Annotated in this window: 14 protein-coding genes; 5 read left to right on the top strand and 9 right to left on the bottom strand. The window is 63.5% G+C overall.

What is annotated here, in order from left to right:
• The first annotated feature begins 2 nt into the window (after positions 1 to 2).
• The 5 genes from V1278_RS04485 (at position 3) to V1278_RS04505 (ending at position 5456) form a co-directional block, all read left to right on the top strand.
• Entirely contained in the window at positions 3 to 767 is a 765-nt protein-coding gene (locus tag V1278_RS04485; protein WP_334369064.1) for an ABC transporter ATP-binding protein, read from the top strand.
• A gap of 11 nt (positions 768 to 778) precedes the next feature.
• A complete protein-coding gene (locus tag V1278_RS04490) occupies positions 779 to 1642 on the top strand; it encodes an ABC transporter permease (protein WP_334379817.1) in 864 nt (287 codons plus the stop codon).
• On the top strand, positions 1639 to 3375 hold the full coding sequence (gene araD / locus V1278_RS04495) for an L-arabinonate dehydratase (protein ID WP_334379818.1): 1737 nt from the start codon (positions 1639 to 1641) through the stop codon (positions 3373 to 3375). Before V1278_RS04490 ends, araD begins: the two co-directional genes overlap by 4 nt.
• 135 nt (positions 3376 to 3510) lie before the next feature.
• The gene (locus V1278_RS04500; RefSeq protein ID WP_334379819.1) at positions 3511 to 4602 is read left to right on the top strand and encodes an SMP-30/gluconolactonase/LRE family protein; all 1092 of its coding nucleotides are present in this window, start codon (positions 3511 to 3513) and stop codon (positions 4600 to 4602) included.
• 134 nt (positions 4603 to 4736) lie between these two features.
• Positions 4737 to 5456 carry a ribonuclease activity regulator RraA gene (locus tag V1278_RS04505; RefSeq protein WP_334379820.1) on the top strand — a complete coding sequence of 240 codons (720 nt, stop codon included), beginning with the start codon at positions 4737 to 4739 and terminating at the stop codon, positions 5454 to 5456.
• Between the two features lie 165 nt (positions 5457 to 5621).
• Here V1278_RS04505 and V1278_RS04510 read toward each other — a convergent pair whose 3' ends face one another.
• The 9 genes from V1278_RS04510 to V1278_RS04550 form a co-directional block, all read right to left on the bottom strand.
• On the bottom strand, positions 5622 to 7739 hold the full coding sequence (locus tag V1278_RS04510) for a S9 family peptidase (RefSeq protein ID WP_334379821.1): 2118 nt from the start codon (positions 7737 to 7739) through the stop codon (positions 5622 to 5624).
• A gap of 207 nt (positions 7740 to 7946) precedes the next feature.
• Positions 7947 to 9263: an ABC transporter permease gene (locus V1278_RS04515; RefSeq protein ID WP_334379822.1), complete on the bottom strand. Its 1317-nt coding sequence runs from the start codon at positions 9261 to 9263 to the stop codon at positions 7947 to 7949.
• Between the two features lie 584 nt (positions 9264 to 9847).
• Positions 9848 to 10915 (bottom strand): substrate-binding domain-containing protein, encoded by a 1068-nt coding sequence (locus V1278_RS04520; protein ID WP_334379823.1) that lies wholly within the window; start codon positions 10913 to 10915, stop codon positions 9848 to 9850.
• 25 nt (positions 10916 to 10940) lie between these two features.
• On the bottom strand, positions 10941 to 12002 hold the full coding sequence (locus tag V1278_RS04525) for an ABC transporter ATP-binding protein (RefSeq protein WP_334379824.1): 1062 nt from the start codon (positions 12000 to 12002) through the stop codon (positions 10941 to 10943).
• Between the two features lie 142 nt (positions 12003 to 12144).
• The gene (locus V1278_RS04530; protein ID WP_334384097.1) at positions 12145 to 13389 is read right to left on the bottom strand and encodes an IS4 family transposase; all 1245 of its coding nucleotides are present in this window, start codon (positions 13387 to 13389) and stop codon (positions 12145 to 12147) included.
• 594 nt (positions 13390 to 13983) lie between these two features.
• Positions 13984 to 15168 (bottom strand): pyridoxal-phosphate-dependent aminotransferase family protein, encoded by a 1185-nt coding sequence (locus tag V1278_RS04535; protein WP_334379825.1) that lies wholly within the window; start codon positions 15166 to 15168, stop codon positions 13984 to 13986.
• A 152-nt stretch (positions 15169 to 15320) separates the two neighbouring features.
• A complete protein-coding gene (locus tag V1278_RS04540) occupies positions 15321 to 16124 on the bottom strand; it encodes an LssY C-terminal domain-containing protein (protein WP_334379826.1) in 804 nt (267 codons plus the stop codon).
• Between the two features lie 78 nt (positions 16125 to 16202).
• The gene (locus tag V1278_RS04545) at positions 16203 to 16934 is read right to left on the bottom strand and encodes a thermonuclease family protein (protein WP_334379827.1); all 732 of its coding nucleotides are present in this window, start codon (positions 16932 to 16934) and stop codon (positions 16203 to 16205) included.
• 287 nt (positions 16935 to 17221) lie between these two features.
• Positions 17222 to 18955 (bottom strand): hypothetical protein, encoded by a 1734-nt coding sequence (locus V1278_RS04550; RefSeq protein WP_334379828.1) that lies wholly within the window; start codon positions 18953 to 18955, stop codon positions 17222 to 17224.
• Between the last annotated feature and the right edge of the window lie 213 nt (positions 18956 to 19168).

Genomic DNA, 19168 nt, shown 5'->3' on the forward strand with positions numbered 1-19168 from the left:
ACATGGCCGCGCTTCTCGACGTCAGTGACGTAACACTGCGCTATAAGACCTCGAGCGCGGTCGTGACCGCGACCGAGCGGGTCAGCTTCACGGTCGATCGTTCCGATCGCTTCGTGCTGCTCGGCCCCTCCGGTTGCGGCAAGTCGACGCTGTTGAAAGCCGTCGGCGGCTACATGAGGCCGAGCGAGGGCAAGATGCGGATCTCGGGCCGCGAAATATCCGAGCCCGGCGCCGACCGCATGATGATTTTTCAGGAGTTCGACCAGCTTCTGCCGTGGAAAACGGTGCTGGAGAACGTGATGTTTCCGCTGCTGATGACACGGAAACTGCCGCGCAAGGAAGCGGAGATGCGGGCGCGCGCCTATATCGAAAAAGTCAGCCTCACCCGCGTCGTCGATGCCTATCCGCACACCCTATCCGGCGGCATGAAGCAGCGCGTCGCGATCGCGCGCGGCATGGCGATGGAGCCGGATATTTTGCTGATGGACGAGCCGTTTGCAGCCCTCGATGCGCTGACGCGGCGCACCTGCCAGGACGAACTGCTGCAGCTTTGGGCGGAGACCAAATTCACCGTGCTGTTCGTCACCCATTCGATCGCGGAGGCAATCAAGATCGGCAACCGCATCCTGCTGCTGTCGCCGCATCCCGGCCGGGTCAAGGCCGAGGTGATCGACGTCGACAAGGTTTCCGGCGAGGACGGCAGCGCGGCGCGGCTGGAAAAGCAGATCCATGATCTCTTGTTCGCCGACGCTGTCACGGCACACTAAAGGAGCGCGCGATGGGTGAGGCCAGAATTCTGTTGCGCGATGCCGCCGAACTGACGGCGGCGGTGCCGGCCGAGGTCGAGCGCAAGCTGACGGTGCTGGAGCTGTTGTGGAACGACGGCTTTGTACGCAAGGCCGTGATCATCATCTTCCTCGCCGCGGCCTGGGAGGCCTACGGCGCCATCCTGAACAATCCGCTGCTGTTCCCGACCTTCCACGACACCATCGTCACCATGTTCGACAAGGTGCGCGACGGCACCATCCCCTTGCGCGCCTGGGCGTCGCTGAAGGTGCTGTTCATGGGCTATGCCGCCGGCATTGCGCTGGCTGCTATCTTCACGATTCTCGCGATCTCGACCCGGATCGGCACGGATTTCCTCGAAACCATCACGGCGATGTTCAATCCCTTGCCGGCAATCGCGCTGTTGCCGCTGGCCCTGATCTGGTTCGGTCTCGGCAACGGCAGCCTCGTGTTCGTGCTGATCCATTCGGTGCTGTGGCCGGTCGCGCTCAACACCCATTCCGGCTTCAAGAGCGTCTCGAACACGCTGCGCATGGTCGGCCGCAATTACGGCCTGCGCGGATTGCCCTACGTATTCCGCATCCTGATCCCCGCGGCATTCGCCTCGATCCTGACGGGCCTGAAGATCGGCTGGGCGTTTGCCTGGCGTACGCTGATCGCCGCCGAACTGGTGTTCGGCGTGTCGTCGGGGCAGGGCGGGCTCGGCTGGTTCATTTTCGAGAACCGCAACTTGCTGGATATCCCCGCCGTGTTCGCCGGCCTGTTGACCGTGATCGTCATTGGCCTGATCGTGGAGAACCTGATCTTCCGCACGATCGAGCGCAACACCGTCCAGAAATGGGGGACTCAGTCATGAGCAACAAGAAGAACCCCGCTGATCTCCGCAGCGCGCGCTGGTTCGCGCCTGATGATCTCCGCGCCTTCGGCCACCGCTCGCGCGCCATGCAGATGGGCTACACGCCGGAGGAATGGAAGGGCCGGCCTGTCATAGCGATCCTCAACACCTGGTCGGATGCGCAGCCCTGTCACATGCATTTCAAGAGCCGCGTCGACGACGTCAAGCGCGGCATCCTGATGGCGGGCGGCTTCCCGATGGAACTGCCGGCGCTGTCGCTGTCGGAATCGTTCCTGAAGCCGACCACCATGCTCTACCGCAACATGCTGGCGATGGATGCCGAGGAATTGTTGCGCGGCCATCCGGTCGATGGCGTGGTGCTGATGGGCGGCTGCGACAAGACCACGCCCGGCCTGCTGCTCGGTGCCACCAGCATGAACCTACCGACGATCTATCTGCCGGCCGGGCCGATGCTGCGCGGCAACTGGAAGGGCAAGACGCTGGGTTCGGGCTCGGATGCCTGGAAATACTGGGACGAGCGCCGTGCCGGAAAAATCTCCGACAAGGACTGGGTTGACGTCGAGGCCGGCATCGCCCGCAGCTACGGCACCTGCATGACGATGGGCACGGCGTCGACCATGACGGCGATTGCGGAATCGATCGGCATGACGCTGCCGGGCGCCTCCTCGATTCCCGCAGCCGATGCCGGCCACATCCGCATGGCCTCCGAATGCGGCCGCCGCATCGTCGAGATGGTGTGGGAGGACCTGACGCCGGAGAAGATTCAGACCCGAAAAGCCTTCGAGAACGCGATTACGGTCGCGATGGCGATGGGCTGCTCGACCAATGCGATCATCCATCTGATCGCGCAGGCGCGCCGTGCCGGCCAGGACATCGGGCTCGACGATTTCGAGAAGGCCAGCCGCAAGGTGCCTGTGATCGCCAATGTGCGGCCGAGCGGCGACAAATATCTGATGGAAGATTTCTTCTACGCCGGCGGCCTGCCGGGCCTGATGAGCCGCATCAAGGAGCATCTGCATCTCGACGTCATGACGGTCACTGGCCAGACGCTCGGCGAGAACATCGCGCGCGCCGAAGTCTATAATGACGACGTTATCCGCACCATCGAGAATCCCATCTACAAGGAAGGTGCGCTTGCGGTGCTCAAGGGCAATCTCGCGCCCGATGGCTGCGTGATCAAGCCGAGTGCCTGTGAGCCGCGCTTCCTCAAGCACACCGGGCCGGCGCTGGTGTTCGACGATTACCCTTCGCTGAAGAAAGCGATCGACGATCCCAATCTCGACGTCACGGCGGATCACGTGCTGATCCTGCGCAATGCCGGTCCGCAGGGAGGGCCGGGTATGCCGGAATGGGGCATGCTGCCGATCCCGACGAAACTGGTGAAGCAGGGCGTGCGCGACATGGTGCGGCTGTCGGATGCGCGCATGAGCGGCACCAGCTATGGCGCCTGCATCCTGCACGTCTCGCCGGAATCCTACATCGGCGGGCCGCTGGCGCTGGTGCGAACCGGCGACAAGATCACGCTCGACGTCAACGCCCGTACCATCAACCTCGATGTGCCGGAGGCGGAGCTCGCAATGCGCCGCGCCGAGTGGAAGGCGCCGGAGCCGCGTTACGAGCGCGGCTATGGCTGGATGTTCACCCGCCACATCAAGCAGGCCAATGAAGGCTGCGACTTCGATTTTCTGGAGACCGGATTTGGAGCACCGGTGAGTGAGCCGCCGATTTACTAGCCCTCCGTCATTGCGAGCGCAGCGAAGCAATCCATCTCACGACCCAAAGAAAGAATGGATTGCTTCGTCGCTTCGCTCCTCGCAATGACGGGATAGACGACACCAAACAAAAAGCATCACAGGGGAGGACGACAAATGAACATCACCCGACGCAACCTGCTCGCCGGCGCCGGCGCCGCTGCCGCCACGACGCTGCTCGCGCGCACCGCCCTCGCGCAATCTTTCCCGTTCACGCCGAACCAGCGCTATCCCGATCCGGCGGTGCAGATCCTCGATCCGAGTTTTGCAAAGTATCGGATCTATTCCTCGACCATTGAACAGGTTGCGACCGGCATGCGCTGGGCCGAAGGGCCGGCGTATTTTCCGGAAGGAGGCTATCTCCTGTTCTCCGACATTCCCAACAACCGCATCATGAAGTTCGACGAGAAGACCAACCAGACCTCGGTCTTCCGCGCCAATGCCAACTACGCCAACGGCAACGCGCGCGATCGTCAGGGCCGCCTCGTCACCTGCGAGCATTCGGTCACCCGCCGCGTCACCCGCACCGAGAAGGACGGCAAGATCACCGTGCTGGCCGACAAGTTCGAGGGCAAGCGGCTGAACGCGCCGAACGACATCGTGGTGAAAACCGACGACACCATCTGGTTCACCGATCCCTTGTTCGGCATCAACGGCGAGTGGGAAGGCAAGAAGGAAAAGCCCGAGCAGGCGACTACCAACGTCTATCGCCTGACCAAGGACGGCAAGCTCACCGCCGTGATCACCGACATCGTCAATCCCAATGGCCTGGCGTTCTCGCCCGACGAGAAGAAGCTCTATGTCGTGGAATGGAAGGGCACGCCGAACCGCAGCATCTGGAGTTTTGACGTCAACGCCGACGGCACGGTGGGCGGCAAGACCAAGCTGATCGACGCCGCCGATCAAGGCGCACTCGACGGCTTCCGCGTTGACCGCGACGGCAATCTATGGTGCGGCTGGGGCTCCAACGGCGCGCTGCAGCCCGAGCCGACGGAGGTTGGCGGCCGCCGGGTGTATCAGCTCAAGGGCAAGCCGGAGGATCTCGACGGCGTCATGGTATTCAGCCCCGCCGGCAAGCCGCTAGCCCACATCCGGCTGCCGGAGCGGTGCGCCAATCTCACCTTCGGCGGCCCGAAGAACAACCGCCTCTACATGACAAGCTGCCACTCGGTCTATGCACTGTACGTGGAAGCGCACGGGGCGGTGTGATTGATGTTGGCATTCCGGGATGGTCCGAAGGATCAGACCTCAGGTGCGCAATTGCGCACCGGGGAATCTCGAGATTCCGGATTCGCTCGCTGACGCGAGCGCTCCGGAATGACGACCAAGAAAGCGAGAACACCATGACAAAACTGAGCGACGTCACCCGCAACAAGCTGAAGACGGTTTCCACTGCCACCGTCGCCACCGCGTTGTTCAAGCGCGGCTTCCGCATTCAGATGATCCAGGATGTGCACCCCTTGGGTCCCGATCAACCGGTGCTGGTCGGCGAGGCCTTTACCTTGCGCTACATGCCGGCGCGCGAGGACCTCAACAAGATCGACGTGTTCCGCGACCGCAGCCACCCGCAGCGCAAGGCGATCGAGGATTGCCCGCCCGGCGCAGTGCTGGTGATGGACAGCCGCAAGGACGCCCGCGCCGCGTCCGCCGGCGCCATCCTGGTGACGCGGCTGATGCAGCGTGGCTGCGCCGGCGTCATCACCGACGGCGGCTTTCGGGACTCCGCCGAGATCGCAAAGCTCGGCTTCCCTGCCTATCACCACCGCCCAAGCGCGCCGACCAATCTCACGCTGCATCAGGCGATCGAGATCAACGTGCCGATCGGTTGCGGCGACGCGCCGGTGTTTCCCGGCGACGTTATTCTTGGCGATGCCGACGGCGTGATCGTGATCCCCGCGCATCTGGCCGACGAAATCGCCGACGAGGCGGTCGAGATGACGGCGTTTGAGGATTTCGTGACAGAGCAGGTCCAGAACGGCCGCGGCATTTTCGGGCTCTATCCGGCGACCGATCCGCAGACGCTGACCGATTTCGCGGAGTGGCGAAAGAAGAACGGGCGGTGACTTTCGCCCACTCACGCTGTCGTCCCGGGCAAGCGAAGCGCGACCCGGGACCCATAACCACAGGCTTGCATTGTTACGAAGATCGACGACCACCGAGCGACACAGATAGATTCCGCGGTATGGGTCCCTGCGTTCGCAGGGACGACAGCTCGGTTGTAGCGTCCTTCACGCCTCACCCTTCTCCGCCAGCCCCACCGCCCATAGCGCAAACGCATAAGCAATCGCCACTTCATCGAGCCGGTTGAAGCGGCCCGACGCGCCGCCGTGGCCGGCGCCCATGTTGGTGCGCAGCAGCACCGGCCCGCCACCGGTCATGGTCGCGCGCAACCGCGCGATCCATTTCGCCGGCTCCCAGTAGGTGACGCGCGGATCGGTCAGGCCGCCCATCGCGAGCACAGCGGGATATTCCTTCGCCGCGATATTGTCGTAGGGCGAGTACGACAAGATGGTGCGAAAATCCTTTTCGCTCTCGATAGGGTTGCCCCATTCCGGCCATTCCGGCGGCGTCAGCGGCAGCGTGTCGTCGAGCATGGTGTTGAGTACGTCGACGAACGGCACTTCGGCGACGATGCCGGCGAACAATTCGCCGGCGCGGTTGGCGCTAGCTCCCATCAGCATGCCGCCGGCGCTGCCGCCATGGCCGACGATGCGCTTGGCGCTGGTGTATTTTGCCTCGATCAAGGCGCGCCCGGTGGCAGCGAAATCGTCGAATGAATTGGTCTTCTTCTCGCGCTTGCCGTCGAGATACCAGCCCCAGCCTTTGTCCGCGCCGCCGCGGATATGCGCGATCGCATAGACAAAGCCGCGATCGACCAGCGACAGCCGGTTGGTTGAGAACGAGGCTGGCATCGCCATGCCGTAGGAGCCGTAGCCATAGAGCAGCAGCGGCGCGCTACCGTCGCGCACGAGGTCCTTGCGGTGCAGGATCGAGACCGGCACTGACGCGCCGTCATGCGACCTCGCCATGATCCGCGTGGTGACATAGTCGGCCGGGTCATGGCCGGACGGAATCTCCTGCCGCTTGCGCAAGACGCGCGTTCGCTTCGCCATGTCGTAGTCATAGACTTCCGACGGCGTCGTCATTGACGAATAGGAAAACCGCAGATTGGTGGTCTCGAATTCGTAGCTGCCCATGGTGTCCAGCGAATACGCCGCCTCGTCAAAGGCGATGGCATGTTCCTCGCCGTTACCGAGATCGCGGATAATGATCGCGGGCAGCGCGTTGGCGCGCTCCAGCCGCACCATGTGGCCGGCATAGAGTTCGACATCGAGCACATAGATGCCGGCGCGATGCGGAATCAATTCGCGCCAGTTGGCGCGTTCGGGCGAGGCGAGCGGCGCGGTGACGACCTTGAAGTCGATCGCGTCATCCGCATTGGTTAGAATGAACAATTCATCGCCGCGGTCGGCGATCGAATACTGCGCGCCTTCTTCGCGTTCCGCCACCAGCCGCGGCGGCACTTCGGGATTGGCGAGATCGATCAGCCGCTGTTCCGACGTCTCATGATCGCCGCCGGCGATCACGCAGAAACGGCCGGAAGAGCTCTCGTGCAGATGGGTGAACCAGCCGGAGTCTTGCTCCTCATAAACCAGCGTGTCGTCCGCCTGCCTGGTGCCGAGCCGATGGCGCCAGACCTGCATCGGGCGATGGTTGTCGTCGAGTTTGACATAGAAGAAGCTTTGGCAATCCTTGCTCCAGACGATGCCGCCGTCGGTCTCTTCGACAAGATCGTCGCGGTCGATCCCCGTCTCCCAGTCGCGCACGCGGATCGAGAAATATTCCGAGCCCTTGGTATCGGCGCTCCACGCGTGCAGTGTGTGGTCAGGCGAATGCCGCGCGCCGCCGAACTTGAAATACTCATGGTCCTTGGCGAGGGCGTCGCCGTCGAGCACGATTCTTACCGCGCCGCCATCACGCTGCGTGCGGCCGAACATTTCATGCTGCCCGCCTTCGCGGAATTTTCGCAAATAGGCGAACGGGCCGTCCGGTGACGGCACGCTGGAATCGTCTTCCTTGATCCGTCCGCGCATTTCCGCGACCAGCTTCTTCTGCAAGACGGCGGTGTGGCCGAGCAGGCTCTCGGTGTAATCGTTCTCGGCTTCCAGATATTTGCGGATGTCCGGGTCGAGGATCGAGGGGTCGCGCAGCACTTCCTGCCATTTCGGGTCCTTCAGCCAGGCATAGTCGTCCTGCACGGTGATGCCGTGCGTGGTGAAAGTATGCGGCCGGCGCGGGGCGACCGGCGGCGAGAGGGCGGGCTTTTTGGCGGCGGCTTGTGTCACGCGGTCCTCACATGGCTCAATGGTGCGCCTTATATCGGGGCAAATGTGGCGGATTACCAGATGCGCTAACCGTCGTCCCTGCGAACGCAGGGACCCATACGCCGCGGCCTGCGAAAGTGGCACAACGGGAGACGGTTTCTCTCACACCGCTGAGCGGTGGTTATGGGTCCCTGCTTTCGCAGGAACGACGAGCCGACAGAGCCGATCCTAACTATTCCGCAGCTTCGCCCCGGCGCCGCCGCCGAACATCGGGATCCGGTTCACCGCGAGCACCACCGCAAAGGTGATCACCAGCATCGCGATGCCGAGCACCGAGATCGCGGCGAGGTCGCCGCTTTCGTTGAGGTCGTAGATCAAAACCGACAGCACCTTGGTCTGCGAGGTGAACAGCACGATCGCCGCGGATAACTCCCGCATCACGCCGATGAAGATGAAGCACCAAGTTGCGATCACGCCGGTGCGCAACAAAGGCGCGGTGATCTGGCGCAGCGATTGCAGCCGGCTCGCCCCGAGAATGCGGCTGGCGTCCTCCAGTTCGGGATGAATGGTCGCGAACGCCGCCTGCAATTGCTGATAGGCCGAAGGGAGGTTGATGGTGAGAAACGCCAGCAGCAGGATCCACAGCGTGCCATAGAGCACGAAGGGCGGCCGCGTGTAGCTCAAGAACAATCCGACGCCGAGCACGATGCCGGGCACGGCCACCGGGGCGGTGGCGAGAAAGCCGAGCACCCGGTGGCTTGCGATGACGCGGCGGGTCGTGACATAGGCGACCACGAGCGCGAGCGTGGTGCCGATGGTCGCCGTCGATGCACCCAGGATCACCGTGTTCTTCAGCGCGAGCTGGGTCGACGACAATTCGGTGAACACGAAGACGATGTTGTGCAGCGTCGCCGTCGCCGGCGTCACCAGCGTGGTCGCGTTCGGCGAGAACGCTGCGTTGAGCAGCGCGAAATAGGGCAGGAACACCGGATTGAGCAGCACGAGGAGGCAGAATGCCAGCGCGGCCCAGCGCCATGCTCCCATTTCGATCGGCCGCGGCGGGCCATATTTGCCGCCGAGCACGGAGTAGCCGCGGCGGCCGAGCAAAACTTTCTGGCCCTGCAGCAGCAGGATCGTCAGCAGCAATAGCGGCACGGCGGCGGCAGCCGCCAGTTCGAGCTTTGGCGGATACTGGAACAGGCTCCAGATCTTCGTCGTCATGGTGTGGAAACCGGCCGGCAGCGCCAGGATCGCCGGCGATCCGAACAGCGTCATCGCCTGCAGGAACGCGATCAATGCGCCAGCGACCAGCGCCGGCAGCGCAAGCGGAATGGTGACGCGCCGCGCCGTGGTCCAAGCCTTGCCGCCGAGAATGGCGGAGGCATCTTCCAGTTCGCCCGGCATGTTGTCGAGCGCATTGGCGACCAGCACGAACACAAATGGGAAGGTGTAGCAGGAGATCACAAAGATCAGCCCGGTCAGCGAATAGATGTCGAACAAGGGATCTTCGGCGCCGGTGAGGTAGCGATAGAGCTGGTTCAGCATGCCGCTGTTGGGCGCCGCCAGCAGTTCCCAGGCAACCGCGCCCAGAAACGGCGGGTGTCACGAAGGAAGCCGTCACCAGCGCGCGGATGATCTGCCGCCCCGGCATGTCGGTGCGCGACACCAGCCAGCCGATAGGGGCGGCGACAAGGCAGCAGGCCATCGCGGAAGTGGTTGCGATGATCGCTGTCGTCAGCAATGGGTCAAGGAAAGCGGGGTCGGTGAACAGCGTGACGAAATTCTGCAGCGTCGGATGCCGCGCCTTGTCGGTGAATGCAAAGACCGCCAGCCACGACAGCGGCAGCACGATCAGCACGATCATGAAGGCTGCGAACAGCCACAGGATAGGGCGGGTGAGGTCGAGGCGGGATCTTGGGGTGTCGGTGGTGATGGCGGTCATGTTATTCCCGCAGGCGCGGTGCAGCCCCCTCGCCCCGCGCTTGCGGGGAGAGGGTTGGGGTGAGGGGCTCTATCCGCGGATTCGGACTCGCGGAGAGCCCCCTCACCCGCCGCGCATCTGGCGATGCGCGTCGGCCTCTCCCCGCAAGCGGGGCGAGGCAAGACAGAGAGCGTCGCCACTTGCATCCTCAAACCCTGAACAGCCGCGCATAGCGCGTCTTGATTTCTTCCGTCATTTTCTCCACGCCCTCGGCATCCTCCTTCATCAGCTTGATGTCGGAAATCTTCCGCCGGCCCGGCTTCGACTGCACCTGCGCGTGAACCGAATATTGCGCGCTGAAGTCGATGAAGAATTGTTGCGTCTCGCGCGTATGCAGCCATGCCTGAAACAACTTCGCGGCATTGGGATGCTGCGCGCTCCTGAAGATGCCGGTCGGCCCCGAAATCGTCGGCGTGCCTTCGGTCGGGTACACCGGCTCGACCGGCTGGCCGGCTTCCTTCAACAGCACGATGCCGTATTCGTTGCCGTCGGCCATCACGGCGCGCTCGCCGAGCGACAGCTTCTTCGGCGGATCGGTCGACGACTGCACCTGCATCACGCGCTGCTTCGCCAGTTTTTCCATGTACTCCCAGCCGAGTTCGCGAACGAGCTGAAACGTCGCGGTCATGATGGTGCCGCTATAGGCCGGGTGGGCCTTGACCATCTTGCCCGCCCATTTGGCGTCGAGCAGGTCGGCAAAACTCTTCGGCGCGTCTTCCGCTTTGACGAGATTGGTGTTGTAGGCGATCGACGACAGCCACACCCGCGAGGTCGCAAACATGCCGTCGGGATCGCGATAGCTTTCCGGAAAATGTTTTGCGACGTCCTCCGGCACGAACGGCATCAGCCAGCCGTTCTTCTTCCAACTGATGAAGTGCGAGGCGTCGGAGGAGTTGACGATGTCGGCGGCGCGAATGTTGCTCGCAAATTCCTGGTCGATACGCTGAAACAGCCGCTCCGACCCGGAGCGCTCGATCTGGATGGTTACGCCCGGAAAGGCGGCCTCGAATGCCTTGCCGAGCTTTTCGCCGACCGGCAGGTCCATCGACGAATAAAAGATCAGCTTGCCTTCCTTCTTCGCCGCATCCACCAGCGCTGATGTGATCGCGACCGGCTCCGGCGCCTGGGCGCGAACAGGGGAGGCGAATACCGTGCCAACCGCCAGCGCCGCCGAGCCTTGCAGGATGTCGCGTCTTGAAAGCTTTCGTCCCCTCATCGCGTCCTCCCGTCTCGTTTCGTGGCTATCGGCTCAATGCCCGGCAGCGCTCGGGCGGCAGCGTCAGCCAGACCTCGCTGCCCTTTTGCACGCTGGTTTCGGTCGGCGTGGTGGCGCGCAAACTGGTGCCGTCGGCCACCTCGACCATGTAGTCCCGCACTGCGCCGAGATAGACCTGCCGCGTGACGACCGCCTTGACCGCATTCTCTGGTGAAGCCGGCGCCTGCGTCGAAAGCCTGATATCGTGCTGGCGGATCGCGACCACGGCGCCCTCACCTGCGGTGAGCGGTGCGCCGACCACCTTCAGCGTCGCGCCCGCGAAGGCAACATGGTTGGCATCGCGCGCGGTGCCCTTGATGACATTACTGGCGCCGATGAAGCGGGCGACGAATTCGGACTCCGGCCGTGCGTAGATGTCTTCGGGCGTGCCGAGCTGGTCGATCCGGCCGCCGTTCATGACCGCGATCAGGTCGGCCGTGGTCATGGCCTCGGACTGGTCGTGGGTGACGTAGACGGTGGTGTAGCGATATTCGTCGTGCAGGCGGCGGATTTCGAACCGCATCTCCTCGCGCAAATTCGCGTCGAGGTTCGAAAGCGGCTCGTCGAGGAGCAGCGTCTCCGGTTCGACGATCAGAGCGCGCGCCAGCGCCACGCGCTGCTGCTGCCCGCCGGAGAGCTCGCCGGGATAGCGCTGCGCCAACGCCTCGAGTTTTGTCGTGGCCAGGATCGCCGCCAGTTTTTTCGCGATGGTGTCGCGGTCGAGCTTGCGCAGGCGCAGGCCGTAGACGATGTTTTCGGTCACCGTCATGTGCGGCCACAGCGCGTAGCTCTGAAAAATCATCGACATGTTGCGCTGTTCGGGCGGCAGCGTGCGCGCGCGCGAGGACACCAGCCGCTCGCCGACATGGATCTCGCCGTCGGAAGGCTCCAGAAAGCCCGCGATCAGCCGCAGCGTGGTGGTTTTGCCGCAGCCCGACGGCCCCAGCAGGCAGACCAGTTGTCCGTGATCGATTTTCAGGGAGACGTTATCGACCACCGCAAGCGAGCCAAATCGCTTGGTCAGGCCGCGCAAATCAACGGACGCCAATCGCCTCACTCCCACTCTTGTTCTTGCACGGATCAGCGCCCGGCTTGGTATGCCAGTATACGCACTAATGCGGCTTGGAAAAGAGAGTTGGCTTGGAGGACGACCAGCAACTTTTGTCGTCCCTGCGAACGCACTAGGGCATCTACACGCTTGCCGGGCCATATACGAGGAGTTGGAAGCGAGCCATTCCCATGTGGAAGGTGATTGGTCTAGGTGGGCGATGAGAGGCGTAACCGGTCCATCCGCCGAGCTTTGCGATGATCCATGCCGCCCAGGCGACAGTGTTGGGGCGATGGTGGTTCTTCTGGAGCTCGGTGCGGCCTTTCAGGGTTTTGTTGATGGCCTTGAGCGCTTCGATCTCGTCCGGCGTGAACACAAATTCGACCTGCAATTGTTCGCCGCCATTGCGGGCTTGAACGAGCTGGATGACGATACATGCTACTCTGGTGGCGATCGCCACGAGTTTGATCAGGCCTTCAGCGCTGTCGAGCTGACTATCCTCGATGCGCAGACCCTGGCTCTTCAGCGAGCGAAAGAGCTGTTCGATGATCCAGCGCTGCTTGTACCAGGAGACGATCCGCCAGGCATCGGCGGCGGTGACGACCGGATGAGTGGTCAGGAGCAACCAATGAATGGGCTTGGCGCTCTTCGGGGGGTGCAACTCGACGACCTCCACGAAGCTGACTTTGACGCCCTGTGGCAGGTCTTTCACGCCGGGGCGCTGCGGTCGTTTGAGCACAACGGTTCCCAGGCGCATGGAGAGGTGGGCCTGGCGACCGTGGCGATCCATTCGCTTTGGTAGATCGATCACCGCCTTGTCGCAGAAGCGGGCCCGCGCGACCGCCTGATAAAGCGTGCCGCCATCGACCAGCGCATGGTCGTGCATGGCGCGCGACAGGAGGTGGACATTGTCAGCGGGTGTCAGCGACCAGTGAGCAAAGAAATCCCCCTCGCGGTCGTTGACGACGGTGATCATACGAGCAGCGACCAGAACCTCGCAGCCTTGCTTAGCCGTCGTCACCCAGCGCGCCGATTCCTTGTCGGCCAAGGCGCGCTTCTCGTGAGCGATCCTGGCCTTGCGCTTGCGCGTCCACACCTCACCGCCGGTGAGCCCGAGACAGACCCCGCTATCGGCATCGACCGCCATCATGGCATGCAGCAGCACGCCGCGAGCATTGCCTTTGCCGACCTTGCCCAAGTCGCGCCGATGTCCCGGACGAGTGTGGAAGTTGATCTCGCTGGTGTCCTGGATCGACAGCACATGACGCCCGCTGACCGCCATCGACGTCTGCAGGCTCCAGCCTTCAATCAGCTTGTCGATCGTGACTTGCGGATTGTTCACAAACCGCCAGAACGCCATGTTCGCGGCCCAGTTGCCCTGCGCCATCTGGCGCAAACAGACACTGCGCGTGCAAAGCATAGCCCGGAGAAGCGCCGCCCCCTTTTATCGAGGCGAACGTCTCCAAACTTACCCAGGGACAAATCCGGTTCCTGCTGCATCTCTGGCGCTCCTTCGAATCAAAGCGCCAGAGAGAGAATCATACAAAACGCTGCGGCGAACGCACATCATGCCGCCCCGAGTCAATCTGTCGCGTCCCCAAGACGTGTAGATGCCCTAGTGCGAACGCAGGGACCCATACGCCGCGGCCCGCGGAAATGGCACTACGCGAGACGGCTTCATCTCACAACAAACAGTCGTGGTTATGGGTCCCTGCGTTCGCACTAGGGCATGCACACTTGTTGCGCCGCAAATACTCATGAAAAGCCAAGGGTTTTTGCACTTCTCAAGTGTTGCGACGTAGTTTTGCTGCGCGCGCTCTCCACCCCACCGAAGCGCTGGATTCCGATCTTGCGCGAAAACGCCAGCCTCGATTCCAAAATTTCGATGAGCGCGCATCTTCGATTCTAAAATTGCATATGAAGCCTGAATCGCACTGCAACATGTGTGCATCCACTAGTGCGTTCGCAGGGACGACAGTTTCTACGCCTCGACGTTTTCGCCGAGATACTCGATTGCGGCCTCGGTTCCGCCCTTGCCGTGGGGAATGTTCAGCGCGTTGAGGCCGACCTCGACGACGCCGAGGGTGCCCAGGATCATCGGCGCATTGACATGGCCCATATGGGCGATGCGGAAAGCCTGGCCGGACAAATCGCCGATGCCGGTGCCGAGCACCACGCCGCATTTCTCCTTGCAGTAGCGCTGCAGCGCGGCCGGATCGTAGCCGTTCATGGTCACGGTCGTCACGGTGTTGGAGCGATCATTGGCCTCCGCGATGTTGAAGCCAATCACCTGACCCTCGCTCCAGACCGCGACCGCGCGGCGCACCGCCTCGGCGAGCAAACGATGGCGCTGAAACGCGTTCTCCAGCCCTTCCGTCTGCAGCATGTCGATCGCCTTGCGCAGCGCGAACAATAGATGCACCGGGGCAGTGCCGGCATATTTGCGGTAATGCTCGCTGCCCTCGCGCTCGGTCCAGTCCCAATAGGGCGTGCGCAGGTTGGCCTTTTTATGCACCTCGCGGGCGCGGTCGTTGGCGGCGACAAAGCCTAGGCCGGGGGGCGTCATCAGGCCCTTCTGCGAGCCGGACATCGCGACGTCGATACCCCACGCGTCCATCTCGAACGGCATGCAGCCGAGCGAAGCCACGGTGTCGACCATGAACAGCGCGGGATGCCCGGTCGATTTGATCGCCTTGCTGATCGCCTCGATGTCGTTATAGGCGCCGGACGCGGTATCGACCTGCACGGCGACGATGGCCTTGATGGTGCGGTCCTTGTCTTGCCGCAGCCGCGCCTCGACCTCGCTCGCGCGGATCGCGCGGCGCCAGTCGCCCCTGAGCACCTCGACCTCGGCGCCCATCGCCGCCGCCGCCTGGCCCCAGCCGATCGCAAACCGTCCGCTTTCCAGGACCAGCAGCTTGTCGCCACGCGACAGCACGTTGGAAAGCGTCGCTTCCCACGCGCCATGGCCGTTGGCGATGTAGATGTAGGATTTGCCTTTGGTGGCGAACAGCTTTGAGAGATCGGCGAGCAGGCCGTCGGTCAATTCCAGCATCTGGTCGGAATAGATGTCGAGCGCCGGGCGATGCATCGCCTGCAGCACTTCGTCGGGCATGGTGGTAGGTCCCGGGATGGCCAGAAATTCCCGGCCCGCACGAACGGTCATTTGTTGGTTTTCCTTAATCGGCAGATACGCGAAATGGAGGCGTTGGAGACGTGGCAACACAATATTGGATCGCAGCGGTCATTGCGAGCGCAGCGAAGCAATCCAGAGTCGCAAAAAGATCAAATTGCTCTGATTGCTCCGCGCCTGGCGGGCTATTTGCCGACGGCATTCGCGATCGCGCGCCAGATTTGATCCTTGAGTTCGGTCGCCCGCGGGCTCGGGATCGTCACCGCAGGCCCCTCGCGCTTCTTGCAGGCCTCGACCAGCCGCAGCACCCAGATTTCGCCGTCGGTGTAATAGGCGTCGCCGCCGCCGTTCCGCCCTGCGATCGTGGGGCCGATGCCGGTGACTTGGTATTTCGCGTCCACCATGCCGGCATTTTCCAGGTCAGTCGCAAGCAGCGCGCGCTCGGCGTCGAGATCGGGCGAGATGTGGTGCGTGACGGCGGCGGTGTATCGGCTGACGCCGACGCCGCGATCCTCCGTCGCAGCTCCGAGCCAGACCGGTCGCTTTTCCTCGCCGCTCTCCAGCACCTTCCAGTAGCGCACATGGTTGCGGCGGTCGGCGCTGCTCCCGATCGGCTTTTCATAGGCGAGATCCTCGCGGCGGCCGAGGTAATAGAGGTTGCTCACAGGTGCCTCCTTGTAGGGGCGATCGAGCAGTACGCTGCCGATAATCTCGATCGAGGATTTCAGCGTAATCCGGTCGGCCGGATACCAGCCCGCCGCGTGCATGGCGCAGACCACGTCGCGCTGGTCTCCGATAAGCCCGACATTCATGGGATCGCCGGGAATGCCCTGCGCGGTGCGCGTCACCATCGGCATGCTGGTCAGCCCGCGCTGATGCTCGTAATGCGTCCAGAAGCCCGGCAGCACCAGATAGGCGAGCAAGCCGTAACCGCCGAGGATGACGAGCGCGAGCAACATTGCCCGCCGCAAGCCGCGTCGTTGCTGCATTCGTTTTTCGATGCGTTGATCGGACACCGTAGATGCCGCTCCCTCTCCCCGCGGGCGGGGCGCAGTTGAAGAGCACCGCTACCGCCGCGTCTCGCGACAACCGGCGGCTTCGGCCTCCTCGACCGAGCAGAACCAGCGCGTGCCTTTTGAGATCTTCATTTCGATCTTCGCATACCAGCGGCTTGTCGGCTGGTGATAGATGCACTCGCCGGAGCGATTGACGTTGCCCTTGATGGTGCAGTCGGGCGAGGGCGCCACCGGTCCGGATGCCGAGGCCAAGAGGACGGCCCGCGCATTCTCCGGCGGCTGGACGGCGCCGAGAACGGCGGTTTTCTTGTTGCGGATGCGCCAGTCCCACGGTGCGATGAACGCGCCCTGCCACATGCCGGCCTTGGCCTCGCGCGCGGCCTTCTCGTCTGCCTCGTAGTCGCGCGAGAGGCGCGTCTGCGCCAGCGCCCAGCCGTTAGACACCAGCCATTTCTGGATGTCCTCACCGTCGGCCTCGCAGCGCGCCACCGTGCGGCCGCGGCGATCCGCCACCGCCCGTGTGTGACAGGTCCAGCTCCTGGCTCCGAAACGCTTGATCAGCTCGTCGCGCGCGGCGGCGCCGCAGGTCCAGCGCTCAGCCCTCGTGTTGAGGCAGAGCTGATCGACGGCCGGCGCGTCGATGCCGCCGAGGCGAATGCGATGGTTGCCGATCTGGAGCTGATCGCCCTCGCGGATTTTTGGAATGCCGGTGATGTCGGCCGCGTGTGAGGTGGCGGGCAGTGACAGCAGCAGGAACGCAGAAAGCAACGTCCGTAATTTCATCGGCAATCCCGGTGGCGAAATGATGCGGATTGTGCGGACAATGGAGCCGTCTTGCCAGAGCGGGGGTGTCGCACCGCTTTCAACTTCCCGCGAGATACTCACCCTCCCCTGGAGGGGGAGGGTCGCCGCGAAGCGGCGGGGTGGGGTGACGGTCTCTCGTTTCGATCAGTGCCCGAGTGGAGAGATCACCCCACCCCGTCACGCATCTCGCTTCGCTCGATCCGTGCCGACCCACGAGCGAGCTTCGCTCGTCTCGGACCCCTCCAGGGGAGGGTAAGCACCGCGTGTCACGCATTGCCCTTCGTCATCGCCCGCCGCGCCAACGCCAGCCCCATCAGCACGAACGCCGACGTCACTTCCGGGCCGCCGACCAGAATCCGCGTCGGCGTCTTCATCTTGTTCCACTCGTACGCCCGGTACGGCCCGTGCCTGCCGCCCTCGCCGAGACTTGCGACGATGCAGTGCAGCGCCGGCGCGAATGTCGAAACGTCGGCGCCGAGATGCGCCAGCGCCATCAGCGCCAGCGCGGCGTCGAACGGGTTCATCTCGCGCGCGATCAGTTCACCCTCGACATAGGCCAGCACCTTCTCGCGGATCAACGCAAACGTTCCGTCCGGATCGATCGCCTGCCGCGCGGGCTCGGGCAATGCCATGAACGCGGCATGGCAGCGGCCGAAATAGGCGGAGTAGAGTTCCGGCAGGTAATAGATGTGCGAGCGCGGGTTCTTGAACGCGCCGCTTTCGGCGAGCCGCCGCTGGAAGCCCAGGATGCGATGCACCGTCTGCAGCCGCTGCGGCGTCTCCAAAATCTTCCAGCGCGAAAGGTTGCGGAAACTTACCTCGAGAATATCGAGGTTGAGCGTCGGATCTAGATCGTTGCCATAGGGCCGGTCGCCCGCGAGATTATCGATCCAGGTGACGACGCCGCCCTCGTAATCGATATTGTCGTTCAAGGGCACGGTGACGCGCGGCTCGTTGGCGCCCTCGCGCACCTGGTAGCCGCGATAGAAGTCGAGCAGCGGCTGGTCGAGGATCGGATCGGTGCAGCCGGCTTGTGTGGCGGCCGAGAACGAGCACGCCGTGGTGTCGCAGTCCGGCACGTAGATGCCGAAGCCCAAATCCTGCTTGATCTGCGAGAAGAATTTTGAAAAGCGCGGATGCGGCAGCGGCGCCAAGGCCGTGATCACGTTCACGGTGGTGCCGTCATGCGCGGGCACTTCCTCGGCTGAGGTCTTGAGACAAAAATCGACCATCTCCGAAATCGCGCGCCTTGAGGCCGCGGCCTCGTCCGAAGACGCCAGCCCGGTCTCGACGTAACTGAGCAGCGCCTCGGTGAAGAAGGCGTCGTAATAGGCCGAGCGGTGGCGGATCTGCATCGGCTGCCACATCGGCTCTGCAATCCCTCGCCAGGGCGGGTTGATGAGCGCGCGCGCTGGCGAATGCGCGATGAAGATCCGCGCCAGGCTGAACAGGAGCGTCGAGTTCTTGTAGCCGCGCGAGTTCAGCCCGGTCAGCGCCATCAGCATCTCGCGCCCGCCCATGTCGGCGTCGCCGATCAGGTTGAAGGCGGCATAGGTCGGGATGAAGCCGTTTTTGGCGAATGAGCCGAGCAGATGCGCGCCGCAGTGGCGGATCACCCGGTCGATCTCGGCATCATCGGGCACCCGCCCCCGCGCCGCCACCGGCCCGGGGGCGGGGTGGCGGACATTAATACCCGCCATCAGCTCGGCAATCGGCTGCCCCACCGCGGCCCAGTCAGGCTCGGCATCGTCGCGCGCCCTTCGCAGCGCCTCCTGCAAGGCGCCGAGCCGCTTCTGGTCGCGCAAGGCCGGGTGCCCGGTCCGCCGCAACAGCGGCCGCAGCGCCGGGTTGCCCAGCGCCGTGCGATAGAATTTTCCCAGATGGGGGTCGCCGCCGCGGTATTTCAGCAGCACGGGGTCGCAGACGTCGTAGAGCGACGGGCCGTCTTTCCGCGCGGTCAGCGCCCGAAATGCGGCGCCGGCGATGGTAGAAAAGCCCATGCAGTTTCTTTCCGCCGGAACGGTGAAGGGAGGGCCACGTTGAGCACGATCCGTAAAACCCCGGTAGTCCCGGGGTTTTGGAACGGGCTCGATGGGGAGTCCACGCAGCCACCGCCGGCCGGATGGGCCTGCAAGCCCTTGAGAACTAACCAAATCCGGCGGGGAACACAATGTGATATGGGTCACTTACCTGGCGTTAACCCTCTCCCATAA

Source organism: Bradyrhizobium sp. AZCC 1577, assembly GCF_036924575.1.
Classification (GTDB): domain Bacteria; phylum Pseudomonadota; class Alphaproteobacteria; order Rhizobiales; family Xanthobacteraceae; genus Bradyrhizobium.